Source organism: Micromonospora tarapacensis, from assembly GCF_019697375.1.
GTDB classification, from domain to species: domain Bacteria; phylum Actinomycetota; class Actinomycetes; order Mycobacteriales; family Micromonosporaceae; genus Micromonospora; species Micromonospora tarapacensis.
This window is the reverse complement of sequence record NZ_JAHCDI010000003.1, coordinates 430,455-451,330: the sequence shown is the minus strand read 5'-3', so window position 1 is coordinate 451,330 and position 20,876 is coordinate 430,455. Positions and strand designations below refer to the sequence as shown.

The window sequence follows — 20,876 nt, the reverse complement described above, 5'->3', positions numbered from 1 at the left end:
TACACCTTTCTGGTCGGATTCGGTCAGCGGGTCACCCGATCAGGCGGTGGCGAGTAGTTGGTCCACCGGGGCGTAGTCGTCGGTCAGCACCAGCGCCTCGCCGACGAAGTCCGCCAGGTCACCGCCGCTGAGCAGGCTGGCCGGCTCGTTGCCCGCGTCCAGCCGGGCCCGCACGGCAGCCAGCGGCAGCGGCGCGTCGGAGGCCACGATGAGGAAGTTGGCGCCGCGCTCGCCCGCCAGCGCCTCCGGCGGGGCGATCAACGCGACGTGCCCGAACTCGGCGGCGACGGTGGCCACCTCGCTGCGGACGAACCGCAGCGGCGGGTAGTCGATGACGTTCTGCACGTACACCCCGCCCGGCCGGGTGACCCGCCGGATCTCGGCGGCCATCTCCCGGGTGGCCAGGTGCCAGGGCACCACCAGGTGTCCGAAGGCGTCACCCACCACGTAGTCCCGACTGTCCGTCGGCTCCGCGGCCACCAGCAGGCGGGCGTCACCCACCACCGCCCGCAGGTCCGGCCCCTGGCGGACGCCGAGCCGCTGCTCCCCCAGCTCGACCAGCCCACCGTCGATCTCGAAGACCAGGTTGTCGGTGCCGGGCCGGGTGGCGGTCAGGTACCGCGGCACGGTGAACCCGCCGCCGCCCAGGTGCAGCGCGTCGAGCCGCTGGCCGGGTGGGGCGACCACGTCGGCCACCGCGCCGATCCACCGGGTGTAGGCGTACTCCAGGTGGGTCGGGTCGGCCAGGTCGACGTACGAGTGCTGGGCCGAGTTGAGCAGCAGCGTCCGCCCACTCGTCCGGCCGGGATCAGCCTCGACCCGGGCGCAGTGGTACGCCGTCTCGACGTCACAGGGATTCGGGGCGACCATGGTCAACCCGGCGCCGGCGAGGCCGAGCACCGCCAGAGCGGCCTTGAGCCGCCCCGGGCCGGGCAACGCGGCCCGGTCCTGCCGGTGCAGGTACACCCCAAGGGCGATGCCGACGATGCCGAGCGAGGCGGCGAGCCCGAACAGGATGACCGTGCTGGGCAGGGCGGCGACCAGCACGAACCCGGTGACCAGGGTGGCCGTGACGGCGCCCAGCGTGCCGATGCCGGAGAGCCGGCCGACCACCTGGCCGGTGCGGCGCAGGTCGGCGAGTTGGAGCTTGACCACCAGCGGGGTGACCGCGGAGAGCAGCATCGCGGGTGCGAACACGGCGACCGCGACCAGCAGCAGGATGGCACTTGTCGCACCGCCCCGCAGCACCTCACCGGCGTACCGCACCGCCGGCAAGGTGATCGCGGTGGCGATGCCGGACAGCACCAGCGCGGGCGCCAGCATGGTGCGCGGGTTGCGTCGGTCGGCCAGCCAGCCGCCCGCCCACGCCCCGTACGCGATGGCCGCCAGCGCGATGCCGATGACGGAGCTGGTCACCTGGAGGGTGACCCCCACGTACGGCCCGACGAGGCGTAGCGCGGCGGTCTCCAGGACCAGCACCGCACCGCTGGAGTAGAAGACCAGGAACGCGGCGAGCCCGTTGGGCAGGGCCCGGGCCGTCGCCAGTTGGGGCGGCGCGGGTGGGACGGCCACCTCAGGCGATGGAGAGTTCATCGTGGCGATGGTACGCAGCCGTCCCGGGACGGCGGGTCAGTACATCGAGAGATGAACATGGTTCGTGTGGTCGGCGGCCGGGCTGCCGCTTCCGCCGTACGCCCGCCAGCCGGTGCCCGGATGCCAGATCTGCCGGAACCAGATCACGTAGAGCACACCGAGCCGATCGGCGTTGCGGACGTGCCAGGCGGCCAGACTGTCACCGTACGACTTGTCACCGCCGGTCGCCGTGCGGTCCTCGAACCCGTTCGTCGCGGCGGCGAAGTCGCAGGCCCGGCCCTTGGGGTGCTCACCCGAGCCACCACTGCGGTAACAGGAGACGTGGCGCTTGTACCCCGCGGCCTGGGTCTGCTTCAACGCGTGCAGGGTGCGCGGCGTGATGCAGCCCGACGTGGTCGGGTCGTTCACCGAGCAGGACTCGCCCGGCCAGGAGCCGTCGGAGTTGCGCGGCGCCGGCTTCGCCGAGGCGGAACTGCCGCCGCTGAAGCCGCCACTGCTGCCCGAGCTGACCGCCGCCAGGGCCGCCTCGGCCTCCTTCTTCTTCTTCGCCATCACGGCGAGCTGCTTGGTCTGCTCGCGCACCTCGGCGTTGATCGCCAACTTGGCCTGCCGGGCCTGCTCGTGCGCCTCGCTCAGCTCCCGCACCCGCCGCCCGTCGCGCTGGGCCATCATGTCGAGGTTGGCGGCCCGCTGCACGAACGCCTCCGGGGTGGTGCTGTCCAGCAGCACGGCCGCCGGGCTCAGCCGGCCGACCCGGTACGACTGCGCGGCCACCTCGCCGACCATGGCGGTCAGCTCGACCAGCCGATCCTCCAGCCCGGCCAGCTCGGCGGCCATCTGCTTCTGCCGCTTCTTGGAACCGTCGAGCTTGCGCTTGGCTTCGATGTGCGATTTGGCGGTCGCCTCCAGGGCATCGCGCAGCTTCTTGCTGCCGCCCTCGTCGGGTTCGGCGTACGCCGGCACCGCACCGCCGCCGAGCAACAACGCCACGGCGGCGAGCAGGGCGATCAGCGGCCGGTGAACCCGCCGCCGGATGGGCATGGACCTGCGCACGAAAGCATCCTTTCGTCGGCCGCCGGCCCCGGTGATGCGCTGCGCGGCGGCGGCCCCGCCGGCGCCGGTCGGCGGCCTGCTGGCGGAAGGCCGCCGGTCAGAATACCGGAACCACCCCCGACCACCAGTCCCCCGACCCCCACCGGCCATCGACCATCACCCCACCGCAACCCCGCACTCACCCTCCGCACCCAACACGAGGTTGATCATGAGATTGGCGGCGACTTCGATCTCCGGCTCCGCCGCCGACCTCACGATCGACAGGGTGCGGGGTGGAGTTGGTCAGGCGGGGAGGAGGGCCTGGTGGACCTCGGTCCAGACCTCGTCGTTGACGGCGACCAGCAGGCCGTGCTCCGTGTCGGCGGGGTGGTAGTCCTTGCCGTCGAGTCGGCGGGCCACCCCGCCGGCGGCCTGCACCAGCAGCGTGCCCGGGCCGTGATCCCACGGCAGGGTGCGCCAGAAGAGCACGAACTGCTGCTGGCCGGTGAGCACGTCGAGATATTCCCGGCCGGCACAGTGCAGGCCCGGCAGCAGCTCACCGATCCGCGCGCCGCCCGCCTCGACCGTGCGCCGCGAGCGTCCCGGCAGGAACCTGGTCATCGCGGCACCCCGCAGCTCACCCACCGGCGGCCCCGCGACCGGCAGGCGCAGCGGATGCCCGTCCAGGTACGCACCCTCGCCACTGCGGGCGCTGGCCAACGCGTCGGCCAGCGGGTCGAACACCCAGCCGGCCGCCGGTTCACCGTCGGTGAGCAGGGAGACCATCAGCGCGAACGGGCGTCGCCCCGCCGCGAAGTTGGCGGTGCCGTCGACCGGATCGACCAGCCACACGTCACCGGCGGAACGCAGGTGACGCAGCAGCGCCGGGTCGTCCGCCACCGCCTCCTCACCGACGACCACCGAACCCGGTCGCAACCGGAGCAACCCGGCCGTGATCGCTTCCTCCGCCCGGCGGTCGGCCACGGTGACCAGCTCACCGGGGGCCTTCTCGGACACGTCGGCGTCACCGAGGTGGCGGAACAACGGCAGCACGACTCGGTCGGCGGTCTCCCGCAACAGCCCGGCGACATCGTCGAGCAGGGTGTCAACCACGCGGCGGCAGCTTCACCACGCTGACGAAGAACTCGTCGATCTGCCGGACCACCGAGATGAACTGCTCGAAGTCCACCGGCTTGGCCACGTACGCGTTGGCGTGCAGCTGGTAGCTGCGCAGGATGTCCTCGTCGGCCTGGGAGGTGGTCAGCACCACCACCGGAATCCGGCGGAGCGCCTCGTCCCGCTTGATCTCCTCCAGCACCTCCCGGCCGTCCCGGCGGGGCAGGTTCAGGTCGAGCAGGATCAGGTCCGGCAGCACGGCGTCCGCGTACCGCCCCTCGCGGCGCAGGTAGGCCAGCGCCTCGGCACCGTCGGACACCACGTTCAGCCGGTTGCGCAGCTTGTGTTCCTCGAACGCCTCCTGAGTCATCAGCACGTCACCCGGGTCGTCCTCGACCAACAGCACCTCTATCGGGCTGTTGCCGTCCTCAGGCGCGGTCATCCCACCGCCTCCTTCATGCCATCTCGTCCAGTGCCGCCCGGCGAAAGGCCAGCGCCCGCCGCGGGACGCTCCGCCGATCCGCCGTCGGCCTCCGCGCCGACCGTACCGTCACCGGCCGGGGCCGCGTCACCGACCTGACCAGCCGCCGCGTCGACGCCCGTTCCCGCCACGTCGGCGGCCGGCCCGTCCGTCCCGGTGGCGGTCGTGGAGGCCTCGATGTCGGCCGGCAACGCGGGCAGCGTGAACCGGATCGCCGTACCCTCGGGCACGTCGGTGTCCACCCAGACCCGGCCACCGTGGTATTCCACGATCTTCTTCACGATCGCCAACCCGATCCCGGTTCCCGGGTACGCGTCCTTGGCGTGCAGCCGCTGGAAGATCACGAAGATCTTGTCGGCGAACTCCGGCTCGATCCCGATGCCGTTGTCCTGGCAGGTGACCTCCCAGTCCTCGCCGACCAGCCGGGCCGAGACGTGCACCTTCGGCGGCACGTCGGGCCGGCGGAACTTCACCGAGTTGCTGACCAGATTGACCAGCAGATTGGTCAACAACGGCTCCTCGCCGCGGATCACGGGCAGCTCACCCCAGGTCAGCTCGGCGTCGGCGTACTGGCGGGCCGGCTCGGTCTGCGCCGCGACCTCCGCCATCAGGTCGTTCAGGTCGACGTCGGCGAAGCCGGCGGTGAGCCGGCCGATCCGGGAGAACGCCAGCAGGTCGTTGATCAGCCGCTGCATCCGCTGCGCACCGTCCACCGCGAACGCGATGTACTGGTCGGCCCGCTCGTCGAGCCGGCCGGCGTAGCGCCGCTGGAGCAACTGGCAGAAGCTGGCCACCTTACGCAGCGGCTCCTGTAGGTCGTGCGACGCGACGTAGGCGAACTGCTCCAGGTCGCGGTTGGAGCGGGTCAGCTCCTCGGCCTGCCGCTGCAACTGGGTGTTGACCCACTCGATCCGCTCACGCGCCGCGCGTACCTCGGCCAGCTCCGCCGCGATCTTCTGGCGCATGACGTCCACGTCCTCGCCGAGGCGCCGGAACTCCGGCGGCCCGGTGCCGGCGATGTCGTGGCCGTAGTCGCCGGTCGCGACGTCCCGGACCTGCCCGGCCAGGTTGGTCAGCGGGCGGATCACCATCCGCTCCAGCGAGGTGAGCAGCAGCACCCCGGCGACCAGCACCACGAGCGCCGCCATGATCAGCAGTAACACCAGCAGGTTACTGGTCTCGCGTACGTCGGCGGCAGCCTCGTCGCGCAGTTCGAGGATGCCGTTCTGCAGCGCGTCGACGGCGACCCGGATCTCGTCGAACCGCTGCCGTGACTCGTCGGTGAACAGCTCACGACCGGCGCTGGCGCCGCCGACCTCGATGGCCTGGATAACCGGTAGGGCGACCGTCTGCCGCCATTCCTCGGCTCGCAGCTGCACCAGCTCGAACTCGTCGTGCAGCCCTGGATAGTTCACCAGCAGTTGATCCGTCGAGGCCGCCAGCTCCTGCTCCCGCTGCCGGCCGGCGTCGAACGGGCCGAGGCTCTCCCGGTCACCGGTCAGCGCGTATCCCCGGATCGCGGTCTCCTGGTCGACCAGCACCGCGAGCAACTCCTGGGAGTTGACGCGCAGCGGGCCGGTCTTGTTGAGCACCGCGTCGATCTGGGCCCGATTGCGGGTGGCGACCACCGCCTCGGCGACCGCCACCCCGATCAGCAGCAGCCCGACCACCGCGATCAGCACCGCCAGCCGGCCCCGCAGGCTCCACCCGGCACCCACGGGCGTCACCGGCCACCACCGCGACTGACCAGCAACATCGCCACGTCGTCGGCGAACGGGCCGTCGTTGAGCTGCTCGGCCCGGCCGACCAGCCACGCAGGCAGGTCGGGCAGCGGCACCGTCCGGCCGGCGGGCTCGTTGAGCAGGCCGGTCAGGCCGGGCACGTCGAGGCGTTCGTCGCCCTCGCCCACCCGGCCCTCGATCAAGCCGTCGGTGTACATCAACAGGGACCAGTCATCGGTGTCGAACTCCAGGTCGAAGGCGATGGGCCGGCGGGGGCGTACGCCGAGCAGCAGGCCACCTCGGGCCGGCACCGGTGTCACCCGCCCCGCGGCGAGCAGCACCGGTGGCGGGTGACCCGCCAGCCGCACGGTCGCCCGGTTGGCACCGAGGTCCAGCCGGACGGTCGCGACGGTCGCGAAGATCTCCTGGAGCCGGCGCTCGCTCATCAGCACCTGCTCCAGCGCGGGCAGCACCTCGTCGTCCGGCACTCCGGCGAGGATCAGTGCCCGCCAGGCCACCCGCAACTCGACGCCGAGCGCCGCCTCGTCCACGCCGTGGCCGCACACGTCGCCGACGATCAGGTCGACCCGGTCGGGATGGGTCTGCACGACGTCGTAGAAGTCCCCGCCGATCAGCGCGGCGTGCCGACCGGGCCGGTAGAAGGTGTGCACCGCGATCTGGTCGGTCGACATCAGCGGCTGGGGCAGCAGCCCGCGCTCCAACCGGGCCGACTCGGCCTGCCGCAGCTCCACCTCGCGCAGCCGTCGGGCGTTCTCGTCGGCCCGCTTGCGCTCCACCGCGTAACGCAGCGCCCGGGTCAGCAGCACCCCGTCAACCTGGCCCTTGACCAGGTAGTCCTGCGCTCCCTCGGCGACCGCGACGATGCCCAGGTGTTCGTCGGAGCGGCCGGTCAGCACGCAGACCGCCGCGCTGCCGGACATCTCCAGCACCTGCCGCAGCCCGTCCAGCCCCTGAGCATCGGGCAGGCCCAGGTCGAGCAGCACGCAGTCGACCCCGGCGATCCGCTGGCGGGCCTCGCTCAGGCTGGTCGCCACCAGCAGATCGATCCCCGAGTTCGTCTCGGTCAGCAACTCGCCGACGAGGAACGCGTCACCCTCGTCGTCCTCCACCAGCAGCACCCGCAGCCGCTCGCCGGGCGGCAGATTGGGGTTGCTGCCCAGGCCCCCCTGCGGATAGGGCCAGGACGCCACGGAGGGACCGGCCATACCGGTCCCCCGGTGCGGCCGGGTCACCGCCGCGACAGGCGGGAGATCGCTGGTGATGTCGGGCTCCTTCCGAGTGCCCTGCTGATCCTGTATTAGACAACGTTCGCACACAACATGACGGGGCCGTCTCGGGTGACATGGAGGATGATGTGCACCCCAGTCCCACCCCCCGAGGAGCCACCCGTGGGCGCACCCCCAAGCCCCGCCGCCGAACGAGCCCTCACCCGGCCGCGTCGGCGGCCCTCGCCGCGCTGGCGGCACTCGTCGCGCTGGTCGCCGTCGGCGCCACCGCGCTGCTCGACCTGCGTCCGCCGGCACCCCGCCCGAGCGACGCACCCGCGGCGGAGTTCAGCGCCGGCCGGGCGTACACCCACGTGCCGTTCGTCGCCGGGCGGACGCACGTCGCGGGCAGCCCGGCCAACGACGCGGTCCGCGCCCACCTGGAGGTCTTCCTACGGGGCCTCGGCCTTCAGACCCAGGTGCAGGACACCGTCGCGGAGGAGGCCGGCCAGCTCAGCGGCGCGGCGGGCGGGGCCACCCTGGCCCGGGTCCGCAACGTGGTGGCCCGGCTGCCCGGCACCGACCCCAGCGGCACGGTGTTCCTGGTCGCCCACTACGACGCCGTGCAGACCGGACCCGGCGGCAACGACGACGCCGCGGGCGTCTCGGCCATCCTGGAGACGGCCCGCGCGTTGACCACCGGCCCCCGGCCCCGCAACGACATCGTGTTCGTCCTCACCGACGCCGAGGAGGCGTGCCTGTGCGGGGCGTCGGCGTTCGCCTCCGAGCACCCACTGGCCGCCGGCAAGGGAGTGGTGCTCAACCTGGAGGCGCGGGGCCGGACCGGGCCGGTGATCATGTTCGAGACGTCGCCGCAGAACGCCGCGCTGGTCGAGGTCTTCGGTCGTGCCGCGCCGCACCCGGTGGGCACCTCGTTCGCCGTGGAGGTGTACCGCGCCCTGCCCAACGACACCGACTTCACCGCCTTCCTCGACGAGGAGTTCGTCGGGCTAAACTCGGCGTACCTCGACGGTGGGGCGATCTACCACACCCCGTTGGACACCCCGGCCTCGATGGACCGGGCCAGCCTCCAGCACCACGGGGACAACACCCTGGGCCTCGCCCGCGAGTTCGGGCGGCTCGACCTCGGCGACCTGGGCGCCGGCCAGGACGCCACCTACTTCCCCGTCCCCGGTGGTCTGGCCCGCTACCCGGGCGTTCTGGTGCTGCCGCTGGCCCTGCTGGCGCTGGCCGGCGTGGTCGCGCTCGGCTGGCTGGCCCGTCGCCGGGGCCGCGTCACCGGTGGCCGGCTGGCCGCCGCGTTCGGGCTGGCCCTGGCGCCGATCGTGATCGCACCGGTGGGCGCCCAACTCCTCTGGGCGGCGGTGGTGGCCATCCGGCCGGGCAACGCCGAACTGCTCGACCCCTACCGGCCGACCTGGTACCGGCTGGCCGTACTGGCCCTCGCCGCCACCGTTGTCCTCGCCTGGTACGCGTTGACCCGCCGGCGGATCGGCCCGGCCGCGCTGGCCATCGGTGGGCTGGGTTGGCTGGCACTGCTCGGCGTGCTGCTCGCGGTCCTGGTGCCCGGCGGGGCGTACCTGGCGACCCTGCCGGCTCTGGCCGGCGCGCTCGCCGGGCTGGTGGCGCTGGCCACCCGACCCGACGGCCCGGTACCGGTGATCGCGGTGACCGTCGCCGCCGCGGTGGCGGTGGTCGTGCTGCTGCCGACCGTGGTGCTGCTCTTTCCGGCGCTGGGCATGGGCATGGGCGGCGTCGCGGCGCTCTTCGCGGTGCTGCTCGGCCTGGCCGCGTTGCCGGTGGTCGACCTGCTGCATCCGGAGGCCGGCGGCCAGCGGGGCATGGTGGCCCTGCGGGCCCGGCGGCTCGGCGTCCTGCCCGCCGGGGCCGCGGCGCTGGCGGCGACGGTCTTCGCCACGACCGGCACCGCCGTCGACCGCTTCGACGCCGCGCATCCCGTCCCCACCCACCTGATGTACGCGCTGGACGCCGGGACCGGCCAGGCCCGCTGGCTCAGCCACGAAGCCGACCCGCAGCCCTGGACCGACGAATACGTGGACGGGCCGGTCCAGGTCGCCGACGAGTTCCCCGGCATCGGCGCCGACGACCTGCTCGGCGGCCCGGCGGAGGCGGCCGGGCTGCCCGCCCCCGGCTGGACGTGCTGGCCGACACCACCACCGCCGGCCAGCGCACCCTGCGGCTGCGGCTCACCCCGCAACGCCAGGTACGCCTGGTCACCCTGCACGTCGACACGTCCACCGCGACGGTGCGCGGCGCCCAGGTGGCGGGTCGACCGGTGCCGGTGGAGCAACGCGACGGCCGGTGGGGATTCGGGGTGGTCTTCCACGCCCCACCGGCCGACGGAGTCGAGGTCACGCTGACCGTCGAGCCCCGGGCCGACCGGGTCGAGCTGCGCGCGATGGACGCCAGTGACGGTCTCGAAACCCTGCCCGGCTTCCGCCCCCGCCCGCCGGACGTCGGCGTCGCCGGCTCGCACAGCTCGGAGATGCTCGCCGTGGCCCGCACCTACCCGCTGTGAGGCGGCTACTTCCAGCGGAAGTGGACGAAGAGGCGGCCGAAGTTCTTGGAGTCCTTCTCGACCCGGTGGTAGAGCTGCTTGACGTCCTTCTGGTCGAGGAAGCGCAGCACCCGCTTCTTGAGCTGGCCGGAGCCCTTGCCCGGGATGATCTCGACGAGGGTGGCCTTCTTGGCCACCGCCTCGTCCATGATCCCGCGCAGTGCCCGGTCGATGTCCTGGCCCCTGTTGAAGACGTCGTGCAGGTCCAGCTTCAGCTTCATACCGCGTCCACCGTCCGGTCGGCTGCCATGCGGCCATCGTAGGCACGGCGACCGCCGGGCCCGCGGACGTCGAGGGGGCAGCCGGCTGGGCTGCCCCTCGACCCGTGCCCGGTCTCAGCGGCCGCCGCCGACCCGGGTCTCGACCCGGCGCACGGCGGTCGTGTAGTCGTCGTTCGAGGAGTGCATGGCCGCCGCGATGCGCAGGTGGCGCAGCGCGTCGGTGTGCCGGTTCAGCCGCTCCAGCGTCCGGCCCAGCACGTGGTGGGCGTAGTGGTCGCTGGGATTGCGGTCGACCAGTTCCCGCAGGTGCTCCTCGGCGCGGCCGAGCTGCGCCGACTGGAAGTAGGCCCGGGCCAGCAACTGCCGTACCGCGGCGTTGTCGGGCTCGGCCTCGACGATCGGTTCGAGCAGTCGGGCCGCGCCACTCGGGTCGCCCGCCTCGAAGAACAGGGTCGCCCGCCGGTACTCGGCCAACAGATCCATGCCGCCCACCCCTCCGTGTCGCACCGCTGTCCCGACGCTGGCACAACATCCGCCGTACCGCGACTGTTCCCGGGCCCTTTCCTGCTCTACACCGCGGCGAGGTCCCAGGCCCGGACGCCGCCGACGATGCCCGCGCTGTTGGGGACGACCACCACGTCGTCACCCATCCGGGCGAGTTGCTCGGGTCGGATCAGCCGGGAGTTGCCCCCACCCAGGTAGAGCCGGTCCCAGCGGAACACCGGACGCAGCCCCTCCACCACCTGCCGGATCCGCCGGGACCAGAACGCGTCGCCGAGCCGGCGACGCTCCGGCTCACCGACGTACGTGTCATAGGTGGTGCCCCAGCGAACCGGCGCATGGGACAGCTCCAGGTGCGGAGCGAGCACCCCACCGTCGAAGAGTGCGCTGCCCAGCCCGGTGCCCAGGGTCAGCACCAGTTCGCAGCCGGTGCCGGCGACCACCCCGGCGCCGTGCACCTCGGCGTCGTTGAGCACCAACGCCGGCCGGCCGAACGCGGCGGAGAGGGCACTGCGGGCGTCGTACCCGGACCACTGGGCGAGCAGCGCCGGATCGACTCGGCTGCGCGGGCCGGAACGGGTCACGTAGTGCGGGGTGCTCACCACCACGCCGTGCCGGATCATGCCCGGCATCCCCACCGTCACCCGGTCCGCCGCCGGCAGCCGGCCGCCCAGATCCAGCAGGGTCCGGACGAACAGGTCCGGCGGCAGGGGGTACGGCGTGGGCACCCGCATCGGCCGGGTCCGCATCGTGCCCGCGCCGTCGAGTACCGACGCCTTGATTCCGCCGCCCCCGCAGTCGATCGCCAGAGTGGTCAGCACGTCCGTGAGTCTGCCTCGTCGTGAGGTCCGGCCGCGTGCCGACGGGTAGGCTCGACTCCTTGTGAGCGCCACGTTGATCGTCAAGGGCCTCGCCGCCGGTCACGGTGAGCGGACTCTGTTCACCGGGCTGGACCTCGTGGTGGCGCCCGGCGATGTGGTCGGCCTGGTCGGGGCGAACGGGGCCGGCAAGTCGACGCTGCTGCGTACCCTCGCCGGTCTGCTCCCGGTCGAGGCCGGCGGTGTCACGGTGAGCCCGCCCGGCGCGAGCGTCGGACACCTGCCGCAGGAGCCGGACCGGCGTCCCGGGGAGACGATCCGGGCCTTCCTGGCCCGCCGCACCGGGGTGACCGACGCCCAGGCCGCCCTCGACGCGGCGACCACGGCGCTGACCGTCGGCGCGGCGGGTGCGGAGGACGCCTATGCCACCGCCCTGGAGAGCTGGCTGGGGCTGGGCGGGGCCGACCTGGACGAGCGGGCCGACGAGGTGGCCGCCGAGCTGGGTCTGGCCGTCGACCTCCGCCAGGAGATGACCAGCCTGTCCGGAGGCCAGGCGGCCCGCGCCGGACTGGCGTCGCTGCTGCTCAGCCGGTACGACATCTTCCTGCTCGACGAGCCCACCAACGACCTGGACCTGGCCGGCCTGGACCGGCTGGAACGATTCGTCACCGGGTTGCGCGCCGGCACGGTGCTGGTCAGCCATGACCGGGAGTTCCTGGCCCGCACGGTGACCTCGGTGCTGGAGTTGGACCTGCACCAGCAGCAGGTCAACCACTTCGGCGGTGGCTACGGGGCGTACCTGGAGGAGCGGGAGGTGGCCCGCCGCCAGGCGCGTGCCGAATTCGAGGAGTACGCCGACACGAGGACCGCGCTCCAGGCACGGGCCCGGACGCAGCGGGCCTGGATGGAGAAGGGTGTCCGCAACGCGCGGCGCAAGGCCACCGACAACGACAAGATCGCCCGTAAGTTCCGATCCGAGGCGACCGAGAAGCAGGCGGCGAAGGCGCGGCAGACCGAACGCCTGATCGAGCGACTGGACGTGGTCGAGGAGCCGCGCAAGGAGTGGGAGCTGCGGATGGAGATCGGTGCCGCACCCCGGTCCGGCGCCGTCGTGGCCACCCTCCGCGATGCCGTGGTGCGTCGCGGCGACTTCACCCTCGGTCCGGTGAACCTCCAGATCGCGTTCGCCGACCGGGTGGCGGTGACCGGTGCGAACGGGTCCGGCAAGTCGACGTTGCTGGCCGCCCTGCTCGGCCGGCTGCCGCTGGACGCCGGCCACGCCACGCTCGGCCCGGGGTGGTGGTCGGCGAGGTGGACCAGGCGCGTCGGCTCTTCCTCGACGACGTGCCGCTGCTCGACGCCTTCCGGGCGGCCGTGCCGGACCTGGCACCGGCGGACGCGCGTACGCTGCTGGCCAAGTTCGGCCTGCGGGCGCAGCACGTGCTGCGGCCGGCCGCGACGCTGTCCCCGGGTGAGCGGACCCGCACCGCGCTGGCGCTGTTGCAGGGGCGCGGGGTCAACCTGCTGGTGCTGGACGAGCCGACCAACCATCTCGACCTGCCCGCCATCGAGCAGTTGGAGTCCGCGCTGGCGAGCTATCCGGGGACGCTGTTGCTGGTGACCCACGACCGGCGGATGCTGGACGCGGTGCGCGTCGACCGGCGGTTGCGGGTGGACGGCGGGCGGATCGCCGAGTCCTGATGCCGGCGGAATCCGGCCGGCGGGGCGAGAATGACGGGCCCATCCCGCGCCGACTCGGACGCCCGCAGCGGGATTGACGGACAAGCAGCGCATACCGGGCACGGATCCGGGTAACGGGCCGGCCGGAGGTGACCGGCATGGTCGCGTTGACACACACTCCGCCCTCCGCCGAGCGGCTGCGGGCGGTAGACGGCTTCCTCGCCGAGGCGTGGGCTGATCAGGTCCGCCACGACGAGCGACTGCGCCCGCTGGGGATCGAGGTCCGCTTCGACCGGGGCGTCGCCCACCTGACCGGCGAGGTCGACGAGCCGGCGCAACTGCGGCTGGTACGCGAGCGCGTCGGCCGACTGGCCGGCGTCTTCGGCGTCTGGTGCCGGGTCCGGGTGGACGGACGGAACCCGGTGGTGGTGGACCTCGGCTGCGGTGCCACCAAGCAGTGGCCGGGCAACCTCGGGCTGGACATCTTCCCCGCGCCGGGCGTGGACGCCGTCGCCGACCTCTCCGGCTCGCTGCCGCTGGCCGACGACTCGGTGGACGTTCTGTTCGCGGTGCACATCCTGGAACACCTGATCGACTTCCTGCCGCTGCTCGACGAGTGCCACCGGGTGCTCCGTCCCGGCGGTGTGCTGCACGTGATGAGCCCCTGGTGGGGGCACGTGAACGCGGTGGCCGACCCGACCCACGTCCGGCTGCTCGACGTGCAGACCATCAAGGGTGTCTGCGTGATGCGTCCACCGGGCACACCGCGCTGGTACCCGCTGCACGCCGGCACCGACGGCGCGTCGGTCTTCGCCGACCTCACCCCCTTGGGGCCGGACGACGACGGCATCACCGCCGCCCACCTGGCCCGCTTCTTCGACTGACCCGACAGGTCGGAGCCGCCACCGCGGTCGACACCGCCGGGCCCCAGCGCGGGCGAATGCCCTGGACACCCTTGTTGTCCAGGGCATTCGTCTGTTTCGGCACAGGTCACCAATATTTCTCACGGGGTACGCCCACCGGCCGAGACATCGATCGAGACTGATCAGACCCCGGTGACGCACCGGTAACCATCCCGCCGCCCACCCCCGCGGAGGTACCACCGTGCCCAGACGTCTCGCAACCATCCTCACCTCGGGCGTACTCGCGCTGCTCACCGCCCTCGCCGTGGCCTCCCCCGCCACGGCGGCCGTCACCCCCGCCCAGAAGGCGTCCGTGCTGTCCAGCTGGACCCAGACCAGCGCCAGCAGCTACAACGCCTGGTACTCGGCTCGGCAGAACCGCGCCCCATGGGCCGAGTACAACTTCGACTGGTCCACCGACTACTGCTCGTCCAGCCCGGACAACCCGCTCGGGTTCAGCTTCTCCCTCTCCTGTGCCCGGCACGACTTCGGCTACCGCAACTACAAGGCGGCCGGCCGGTTCAGCGCCAACAAGTCCCGCCTGGACAGCGCCTTCTACGCCGACCTGAAGCGGGTCTGCGCCACCTACAGCTCCATCGTCCGACCGGCCTGCCTCAGTCTGGCCTGGACCTACTACCAGGCGGTCTCGATCTTCGGATCGGTCGCCGCCGTGCAGCAGTCCGACATCGACCGGGCCGCCCGGATGAAGGCCGACGCCGAACGCCACGCCCGGGTCTGACCACCGCACCCACCGGACGTCCGGCCGACACCCGGCCGGACGTCCGGCTCGTCAGGCGTGTTCGGTGTGCCGGTCGACGGTGCTGGCGCGGCGCGGCGCGGACCGGCCCGTCCGGGCCGCGAACCGCGCCGAATCGGCGGCCAGGTCCGGATGCTCGACGCCGAGCGCCAGTGCGACAGCCTCGTCCAGGCCCAGTTCGGCACCCTCCCCGTAGGCCTCGTCGAAGGTGGCGTCACCCAGCACCAGCCGCAGCGCCGCCTGTCGCTCGGTCCAGTAGGCGTCGTAGATGCCGGGGGTCGATCGCAGCCCCGCCCGGGTCGCCTGCGCCGCACCGAAGAGCCGGGCGGCGGTCAGCGACTCGTCACCGGCGGCACACCGCGCCGCGATCGCGTTCAGCGTGTCGCAGGCCCGCCCGTGGAAGCCGTGGTTCATCCGCGACCGCAACGCCACCAGCAGGTGCTCGTGCGCGGCAACCAGGTCGCCCCGGGCCAACGCGACCATGCCGAGCAGCATGTCGACCGACCGCCGCCCGCGATCGGCCGGGCGGGACGCCTCCACCGGCCGGGCCGCGCCGAGCAGTTCCGCCGCCTCGTCCAGCGCGCCCCGCCGCCACCGCAACTCGGCCAGGCGGAACACGGCGAACAGCGCCTCCGAGTCGACTCCCTGATCGTGTGCCCAGTCGATGACCTCCCGGCAGACCCGTTCCGCCTCGGCGAACTGCCCCATGTCGACCAGGGGGGCGGCGCGGCCGGCGAGCACCCGGGCCAGCAGGCCGGCATCACCGGCCTGCCGGGCCGCCGCCTCGGCCCGCTGCGAGTAGCGCAGCTCCTCGGCGAACTCGCCGTCGCCCCCGGCGTGCAGCGAGTGCATGTGGTACGCCGCCGCCAGCTCGCCCTCCGGGATCGACTCACCGGTCTCGGCGAGCCGGCCGTACAACCGGAAGAGCCAGAGCCGCCCCTCCCGGGCCAGCCCGCGCTCCCGCCACCACTGGTCCAGCCCGGCGGCCAGCCGCAGGCCGGCACGGGCGCTGCCACCCGTGGCGCACCAGCGCAGGGCCGCGCGCAACTCGCCGGCGAGCGGATCCAGCGCGTACAGCGACAGGGTCATCGGCTGCCCGTCCGGGCCGAGGTGTGCCCGCTGGAGGGCATGCGCCGACCAGGCCACGTGCCGGTTGCGGGCAGCCTGCTCCTCGCCGGCCTCGGCGAGCCGGCGGGCGGCGTACGCCCGGATCGGGTCGAGCATGCGGTACGTGCTGCCCGCGGCGTGCGGTTCCGCCAGCACCATGGACTTGTCCACCAGCACCGAGAGCGGGTCGAGCGGATCGTCGCCGAGCAGCCACTCCAGCGTCGCCAGGTCCACCGGGCCGGCGAAGACCGCCAGCCAGCGCAGCAACCGCGTGGCGCGCGGCCCGAGCGTCCGGTACGACCAGGTCACCGTGGCCTGCATGGTCAGGTGCCGCTCGATCGCCGAGCGCACCACCGCCCGCGTCGCCGGGGTCGGTGGGCTGGCGCCGGTCGCCGCCGCGACCAGGTCGACGGTGTCCTGCTGGTTGCCGGCGTGGCCCCGGTCGGCCGGCGGCAGCTCCGGCTCCTCACGGCCCGCGTCGAGGGTGCCGAGCACGTCGTCGAGCCGCTCGGCGAGTTGCCCGACCGAGAGCACCCGCAGCCGGGCCGCGGCCAGCTCGATGGCGAGCGGCAGGCCGTCCAGCCGCCGGACCACCCGCCGCAGGTCGGCCGACTCGGCCGGGTCCGGCTGCCGGCCGCCCCGGGCCGCTGCCGTGCGGTCCATCAGCAGGGCGACCGCGTCACTCTCGGTGCCGTCGGGTGGCGGGTCGACCGACAGCGGCGGGATCCGCCACACCACCTCGCCGGGCAGCGCCAGCGGTTCCCGGGTGGTGGCCAGCACGCGCAGGCCGACGCCGCCGGCGAGCAGCCGGGAGACCGCCTCGGCACAGGCCGCCGGCTGGGCGTCGCAGGTGTCGAGCACGATCAGCATCCGGCGGGCGGCGGCGTACTCGACCAGGGTGTCGACCATCGGGCGGCCCGGCTCCGGGCGCAGTCCGAGCACCGCGGCGATCGCGAAGGCGACCAGCCCCGGATCGGTGACCGCGGCGATGTCGACGAACCAGACCCCGTCCGGATATTCCTCGACCAGGTCGGTGGCGAGTTCCACGGCCAGCCGGGTCTTGCCGCCCCCACCCGCGCCGAGCACCGTGACCAGCCGGTGCCGGGCCACGAGCTGTCGTAGCTCGGCGCGCTCGGTCTGTCGGCCGACGAACGAGGTGACCTGGATCGGCAGGTTGTGCGTCACCGCGTCGGCGGTACGCGGCCGCGGGAACTGCCGCTCCAGCCCAGGGGCGACGAGTTGGAAGAGCCGCTCCCGGTCGTCGAAGCCCCGCAACCGGTGCAGCCCGAGGTCGAGCAGGGACGCGCCGGCCGGCAGTGGATCGGCGTACCGCGCGGTGACGGCGGAACAGAGCACCTGCCCGCCGTGCGCGGCGGCGGCCACCCGGGCCGCCCGGTGCACCTCAGGGCTGGCGTACTCGCCGTCGCGCGGCTCTGCCCAGCCGGTGTGCAGGCCCATCCGCACCCGGGGTGCCGCTTCCGGGGCGGGCCAGTCGTGTTCGCCGAGTGCGCGCTGGGCGGTCAGGCAGGCGGTCAGCGCTGCGCTGGCGTTGCCGAAGGCCAGGAAGAACGAGTCACCTTCGGTCAGCAGTTCCGCTCCCTCGGTCGCCGCGATCGTCCGGCGCAGCAGCCGCCGGTGCTCCGCCAGCACCGGCCGGTAACCCGGCCCGAGCAGCTGCGCCAACCTGGTGGAGCCCTCGATATCGGTGAAGACGAACGTCACCCAGCCGCTCGGGAGGTGGATCCGTGGCGACATGCGTGGAACCTCCCCCCTGGTCTCGGCTCCATACTTCCCGACACCAGATCATCACGCATCGTGAGAACGGCCGGTCGAGGCTCCGACCCAAGGTGCCATCGGACCCTGCGTCCGGACAAGACAGGCATCACCCGGATCACCAACCGCGCTCGGCCGGGGCCGGCCTCAACAGCCGCAGCCACCACCGCAGCAGCCGCCGCCGGCGGCGGCGGGTGGAGGTGGTGGCGTGCCACCCGGCGCGCCACCACCCCGGCCGGTGACCGCGACCGTGGAGAGCAGCTTCACCGTGTCGGAGTGCCCCTGCGGGCAGGCGGCTGGCTCGCCGGCGCGGGCCATCGGGCGATTGACCTCGAAAGTGTCGCCGCAGGCGCGGCATCGGAACTCGTACCGGGGCATTGCCTCAGCCTACGACCGGACCTGACGTCCGCGCGGACATGGGTGATACTCGACTTGTGGCAGACGGCGAAGAGCGCACGACCCTTCGGCCCCTCCGACCGGCCACGCCGCGCGCCGGTTACGGCGCCGACCCGGACGGACCGGCCACCAGGCTGCCCCGGCCCCGACGGCCCGCACCGGAATCCGGCGGGCCGCCGGATTCCGGGCCCGACGGGTCCACACCGGACGCCGGCTCGCCGACCGCCCGGCGCCGCCGGCTCCCCTTCGCGCCCGCCGTACGCCTGCCGGGGCCACGCGCCACGGTCCGGGCGGCTCGCGACTGGTCGCGGCGGCCCAGCGGGCGGCTGACCCTGCCCGGCGTGTTCCTGCTCGCCCTGGTGGCGGCGACCGCCACCGCCGGTGCGCTGCTGGTGCCGGCAACTCTCGGCGCACCCAGGCCGGTTGCGGCGGACGCCGACGGGGTGTGTCCGCCGGGCCCGGCGACCTCGCGCCGTCCGACGGGACACCGCCGCCCGGCGACCTGCCGCCGCTCGGTGACCTCCCGCCGCCCACCGCGACGCTGCCCCGGGCGCGACGCCGCCGGCCGCGCCGGGTGAAGCTCCACCGACCGGCGGGCGCCCGTCCGACGCCCTCGCCGGCTGGGCCCGCGAGGTCGGCGCCAAGGTCGGCATCGACCCGATCGCCATGCAGGCGTACGGCTACACCGAGTTGGTCCTCGCCGAGACCAACCGCAGCTGCGGCCTGAGCTGGACCACCCTGGCCGCGGTCGGCATGGTCGAGTCCCAACACGGGCAGGCCAACAACGCCCGGCTCGGCACGGACGGCCGGGCCATTCCGGAGATCATCGGTCTGCCGCTCGACGGCCAGGGCGGCCGGATGCGGATCACCGACACCGACCGCGGCGAGTTGGACGGCGACACCACCTACGACCGGGCGATCGGGCCGATGCAGTTCATCCCGACCACCTGGCAGGAGATCGGCGCCGACGCGGACAACGACGGCCGCGAGGACCCGCACAACATCCACGATGCCGCGCTGGCCGCCGGCATGTACCTGTGCAAGGGAGGCCGGAACCTCACCATCCCGGGTGACTGGTGGAACGCGATCCTGTCGTACAACGACGTCCGCAGGTATGCCCAGGCGGTGTTCGACGCGGCCAACCGGTACGGACAGGCCAGCCGCACGTGAGGTGATCGTCCGCGTACATTGGAGAACTGGACACTTCCCCCGAGCTGCGGTTAACGGCAAGCTAGACGGGTGATGGTGCGCGAGTGGGACCCCAGGACCGCGTCGTCCGCCGAGATCGCGTCGCTGCTGGACACGCTCAACGCGGTCCTGGCGGCCGATCTTCCGCAGGACCCGCCGTGGCGGGTGAGTTCCCTGCGGGAATACCTCGCCGAGGTGATGCCGGGCGAGCGGCGGATCTCCTGGGTGGCCCAGGACGAGCCGGCCGCCGACGGCACCCCCGGTGCCATTCTCGGCCAGGTGCACGTGCTGTTGCTCGGCAACATCGGCGTGCTGGAGGTGCTGGTCCACCCGTCCGTCCGGCGCGGCGGTCTCGGCCGTGATCTGGTGCTGCGCGCCGCCCGCCGCGTCTACCAGGAGGGCTTCGAGTCGATCGGGGTGGAGGTGGTGGGCGACACTCCCGCCGTCGCCTTCTACGAGTCGCTCCGCTTCAGCCGGGAGTACGTCGAGACCCGGAGCGTGCTCGACCTCTCCGGCGTCGACTGGGGCGAGTTGGCCGGAATGTCCACCGGGCTCGGCACGGGCTACCGCGTGGACTTCCATCCCGGCGGCCCGCCGGACGAGCTGATGGAGACGTACGCGCGGGCCAAGGCCGAGATCCGGGACGTCGAGGACGGCGAGCTGCGACCCAGCTCGTACGATCCGCAGCGGCTGCGGGACAGCCTCGACTGCCTGCACCGGCGGGGGATGAAACCGTACATCGTGCTTGCCCTGCACGAGCAGACCGGTGAGGTGGCCGGCCTGACCGAGGTGGTGGTGCCGGCGCAGCACCCGACCCGCGCCGACCAGTACGACACCATCGTGGTGCAGGATCACCGGGGCTACGGGATCGACCGCGCGATCAAGGCGCGGATGCTGCTGGAGCTGCGCTCGGCCGAGCCGCAGCTGACCGAGGTGCAGACCTGGAACGCCCAGGCCAACGAGGCCATGCTCAAGGTCAACGCCGAGCTGGGCTACCGCACCGACCGGGACTGGTGCGAGTACAGCGTCGACGTCGCCGACCTGGTCCACCGGCTCGACGCGACACGCTGAACCGTCGGCTCCGGCCCTCAGTCCCAGGTCCGGGGATCCGGAGGCGGCGGGACATTGCGGTACTTGGCCACCCGCACCTCCCACTGGCTACGGCGTCGCCGGGCCTCCCGATCCATCGGGCAGCGATGGTACGTCTCAGGCGGGCGGGCCAGGCCGTAGATGTCCGCCCACCACTCGCCGGCCTCCGGATCCAGGATGGTGTCCAGGTGTGCCGGGTAGCGACGGCCCGCACCATCCAGGGTGTCGTCCCAGACCTCCATCGGCAGTACGACACGCCCGTCCTGGTCGACGGCCACGAGATAGAGGCCGGCCGCGCCGAGCAGGCGCTCCAGCACCGCCAGGCTCGGCGTCAGTGTGCCCGCCTCGACCCGCGCGACCGTCGACGGCGCGACCTTGGCGAACCGGCCCATCCGTTGCTGGCTGAGCCCCACGATCCGCCGCGCCCGCCGCACCAGACCGGCGATGGGAAACGGCCCGACCGTCGGGCCGAGATCCGGGGGTTCGCAAACGGAAGCCATCCACCGACCCTGCCGCCCGGGACACCAGTCCGGCAATCCCTGTGGACAAGCCTGTGGATATCCCGCCCACCTGACCGGCATCCTGCTGCGTGCGCCACTCTGCGTAACAATCACTCTGTGTGACGGCGACGTTGCTCTCTCACGCCGCTGCCGGGTCACACCTCCCGCCCTTTGCT

General features: G+C 73.0%; 17 protein-coding genes and 2 pseudogenes. 7 read left to right on the top strand and 12 right to left on the bottom strand.

Annotation, left to right across the window (positions count from 1 at the left end; all coding sequences use genetic code 11):
* Positions 1 to 39: 39 nt before the first annotated feature.
* The 6 genes from KIF24_RS02980 to KIF24_RS02955 all read right to left on the bottom strand — a co-directional run bounded on the left by KIF24_RS02980 (position 40) and on the right by KIF24_RS02955 (position 7,196).
* The gene (locus KIF24_RS02980; RefSeq protein ID WP_221082664.1) at positions 40 to 1,593 is read right to left on the bottom strand and encodes a fused MFS/spermidine synthase; all 1,554 of its coding nucleotides are present in this window, start codon (positions 1,591 to 1,593) and stop codon (positions 40 to 42) included.
* A gap of 36 nt (positions 1,594 to 1,629) precedes the next feature.
* The gene (locus tag KIF24_RS02975; RefSeq protein ID WP_221083145.1) at positions 1,630 to 2,634 is read right to left on the bottom strand and encodes a coiled-coil domain-containing protein; all 1,005 of its coding nucleotides are present in this window, start codon (positions 2,632 to 2,634) and stop codon (positions 1,630 to 1,632) included.
* Between the two features lie 294 nt (positions 2,635 to 2,928).
* Entirely contained in the window at positions 2,929 to 3,738 is an 810-nt protein-coding gene (locus KIF24_RS02970; protein ID WP_221082663.1) for an inositol monophosphatase family protein, read from the bottom strand.
* Positions 3,731 to 4,183 carry a response regulator gene (locus tag KIF24_RS02965; RefSeq protein WP_221082662.1) on the bottom strand — a complete coding sequence of 151 codons (453 nt, stop codon included), beginning with the start codon at positions 4,181 to 4,183 and terminating at the stop codon, positions 3,731 to 3,733. The genes KIF24_RS02970 and KIF24_RS02965 overlap by 8 nt, the downstream gene beginning before the upstream one ends.
* Positions 4,180 to 5,949: a sensor histidine kinase gene (locus tag KIF24_RS02960; RefSeq protein ID WP_221082661.1), complete on the bottom strand. Its 1,770-nt coding sequence runs from the start codon at positions 5,947 to 5,949 to the stop codon at positions 4,180 to 4,182. The genes KIF24_RS02965 and KIF24_RS02960 overlap by 4 nt, the downstream gene beginning before the upstream one ends.
* Complete coding sequence (locus KIF24_RS02955; protein WP_221082660.1) at positions 5,946 to 7,196, bottom strand: PP2C family protein-serine/threonine phosphatase; 1,251 nt, start codon at positions 7,194 to 7,196, stop codon at positions 5,946 to 5,948. The genes KIF24_RS02960 and KIF24_RS02955 overlap by 4 nt, the downstream gene beginning before the upstream one ends.
* A gap of 122 nt (positions 7,197 to 7,318) precedes the next feature.
* Here KIF24_RS02955 and KIF24_RS02950 point away from each other — a divergent pair, with 122 nt between their 5' ends.
* Both KIF24_RS02950 and KIF24_RS32090 read left to right on the top strand, forming a co-directional pair.
* A complete protein-coding gene (locus KIF24_RS02950; RefSeq protein ID WP_331460992.1) occupies positions 7,319 to 9,571 on the top strand; it encodes a M28 family peptidase in 2,253 nt (750 codons plus the stop codon).
* Positions 9,526 to 9,729 (top strand): hypothetical protein, encoded by a 204-nt coding sequence (locus KIF24_RS32090; protein WP_230414822.1) that lies wholly within the window; start codon positions 9,526 to 9,528, stop codon positions 9,727 to 9,729. Before KIF24_RS02950 ends, KIF24_RS32090 begins: the two co-directional genes overlap by 46 nt.
* A 5-nt stretch (positions 9,730 to 9,734) precedes the next feature.
* On the opposite strand, the gene KIF24_RS02945 is transcribed toward KIF24_RS32090, so the two are convergent.
* From KIF24_RS02945 to KIF24_RS02935, 3 genes are all read right to left on the bottom strand, one after another.
* Positions 9,735 to 9,989, bottom strand: a complete 255-nt coding sequence (locus KIF24_RS02945; RefSeq protein ID WP_221082659.1) for a Smr/MutS family protein — start codon at positions 9,987 to 9,989, stop codon at positions 9,735 to 9,737.
* A gap of 114 nt (positions 9,990 to 10,103) precedes the next feature.
* Complete coding sequence (locus tag KIF24_RS02940; protein ID WP_221082658.1) at positions 10,104 to 10,472, bottom strand: tetratricopeptide repeat protein; 369 nt, start codon at positions 10,470 to 10,472, stop codon at positions 10,104 to 10,106.
* 86 nt (positions 10,473 to 10,558) lie between these two features.
* Positions 10,559 to 11,311, bottom strand: coding sequence for an ROK family protein (locus KIF24_RS02935; RefSeq protein WP_221082657.1), 753 nt, complete (start codon positions 11,309 to 11,311; stop codon positions 10,559 to 10,561).
* Positions 11,312 to 11,372: 61 nt separating this feature from the next.
* Here KIF24_RS02935 and KIF24_RS02930 point away from each other — a divergent pair.
* From KIF24_RS02930 to KIF24_RS02920, 3 genes and pseudogenes are all read left to right on the top strand, one after another.
* Positions 11,373 to 13,009 (top strand): annotated as a pseudogene (locus KIF24_RS02930) (ABC-F family ATP-binding cassette domain-containing protein).
* A 137-nt stretch (positions 13,010 to 13,146) separates the two neighbouring features.
* Positions 13,147 to 13,872, top strand: a complete 726-nt coding sequence (locus KIF24_RS02925) for a methyltransferase domain-containing protein (protein ID WP_221082656.1) — start codon at positions 13,147 to 13,149, stop codon at positions 13,870 to 13,872.
* 220 nt (positions 13,873 to 14,092) lie between these two features.
* Positions 14,093 to 14,629, top strand: coding sequence for a phospholipase (locus KIF24_RS02920; protein ID WP_221082655.1), 537 nt, complete (start codon positions 14,093 to 14,095; stop codon positions 14,627 to 14,629).
* Positions 14,630 to 14,680: 51 nt separating this feature from the next.
* Here the strand turns inward: KIF24_RS02920 and KIF24_RS02915 are convergent, their stop codons facing one another.
* Both KIF24_RS02915 and KIF24_RS02910 read right to left on the bottom strand, forming a co-directional pair.
* Entirely contained in the window at positions 14,681 to 17,509 is a 2,829-nt protein-coding gene (locus tag KIF24_RS02915; protein ID WP_221082654.1) for an ATP-binding protein, read from the bottom strand.
* Between the two features lie 165 nt (positions 17,510 to 17,674).
* Positions 17,675 to 17,905 carry an FmdB family zinc ribbon protein gene (locus KIF24_RS02910; RefSeq protein WP_221082653.1) on the bottom strand — a complete coding sequence of 77 codons (231 nt, stop codon included), beginning with the start codon at positions 17,903 to 17,905 and terminating at the stop codon, positions 17,675 to 17,677.
* A gap of 56 nt (positions 17,906 to 17,961) precedes the next feature.
* On the opposite strand from KIF24_RS02910, the pseudogene KIF24_RS02905 reads away from it, so the two are divergent.
* A pseudogene (locus KIF24_RS02905) lies at positions 17,962 to 19,093 on the top strand (lytic transglycosylase domain-containing protein).
* Between the two features lie 72 nt (positions 19,094 to 19,165).
* The gene (locus tag KIF24_RS02900; RefSeq protein ID WP_221083144.1) at positions 19,166 to 20,182 is read left to right on the top strand and encodes a GNAT family N-acetyltransferase; all 1,017 of its coding nucleotides are present in this window, start codon (positions 19,166 to 19,168) and stop codon (positions 20,180 to 20,182) included.
* 17 nt (positions 20,183 to 20,199) lie between these two features.
* Here the strand turns inward: KIF24_RS02900 and KIF24_RS02895 are convergent, their stop codons facing one another.
* Positions 20,200 to 20,700 (bottom strand): helix-turn-helix domain-containing protein, encoded by a 501-nt coding sequence (locus KIF24_RS02895; RefSeq protein ID WP_230414820.1) that lies wholly within the window; start codon positions 20,698 to 20,700, stop codon positions 20,200 to 20,202.
* Between the last annotated feature and the right edge of the window lie 176 nt (positions 20,701 to 20,876).

Bases quoted from the DNA above. Each gene is read 5' to 3' on its own strand.
- KIF24_RS02980 (WP_221082664.1), bottom strand. From the start codon at position 1,593: ATGAACTCTCCATCGCCTGAGGTGGCCGTCCCACCCGCGCCGCCCCAA.
- KIF24_RS02975 (WP_221083145.1), bottom strand. From the start codon at position 2,634: ATGCCCATCCGGCGGCGGGTTCACCGGCCGCTGATCGCCCTGCTCGCC.
- KIF24_RS02965 (WP_221082662.1), bottom strand. From the start codon at position 4,183: ATGACCGCGCCTGAGGACGGCAACAGCCCGATAGAGGTGCTGTTGGTC.
- KIF24_RS02945 (WP_221082659.1), bottom strand. From the start codon at position 9,989: ATGAAGCTGAAGCTGGACCTGCACGACGTCTTCAACAGGGGCCAGGAC.
- KIF24_RS02940 (WP_221082658.1), bottom strand. From the start codon at position 10,472: ATGGATCTGTTGGCCGAGTACCGGCGGGCGACCCTGTTCTTCGAGGCG.
- KIF24_RS02925 (WP_221082656.1), top strand. From the start codon at position 13,147: ATGGTCGCGTTGACACACACTCCGCCCTCCGCCGAGCGGCTGCGGGCG.
- KIF24_RS02915 (WP_221082654.1), bottom strand. From the start codon at position 17,509: ATGTCGCCACGGATCCACCTCCCGAGCGGCTGGGTGACGTTCGTCTTC.
- KIF24_RS02910 (WP_221082653.1), bottom strand. From the start codon at position 17,905: ATGCCCCGGTACGAGTTCCGATGCCGCGCCTGCGGCGACACTTTCGAG.
- KIF24_RS02900 (WP_221083144.1), top strand. From the start codon at position 19,166: ATGGTGCGCGAGTGGGACCCCAGGACCGCGTCGTCCGCCGAGATCGCG.
- KIF24_RS02895 (WP_230414820.1), bottom strand. From the start codon at position 20,700: ATGGCTTCCGTTTGCGAACCCCCGGATCTCGGCCCGACGGTCGGGCCG.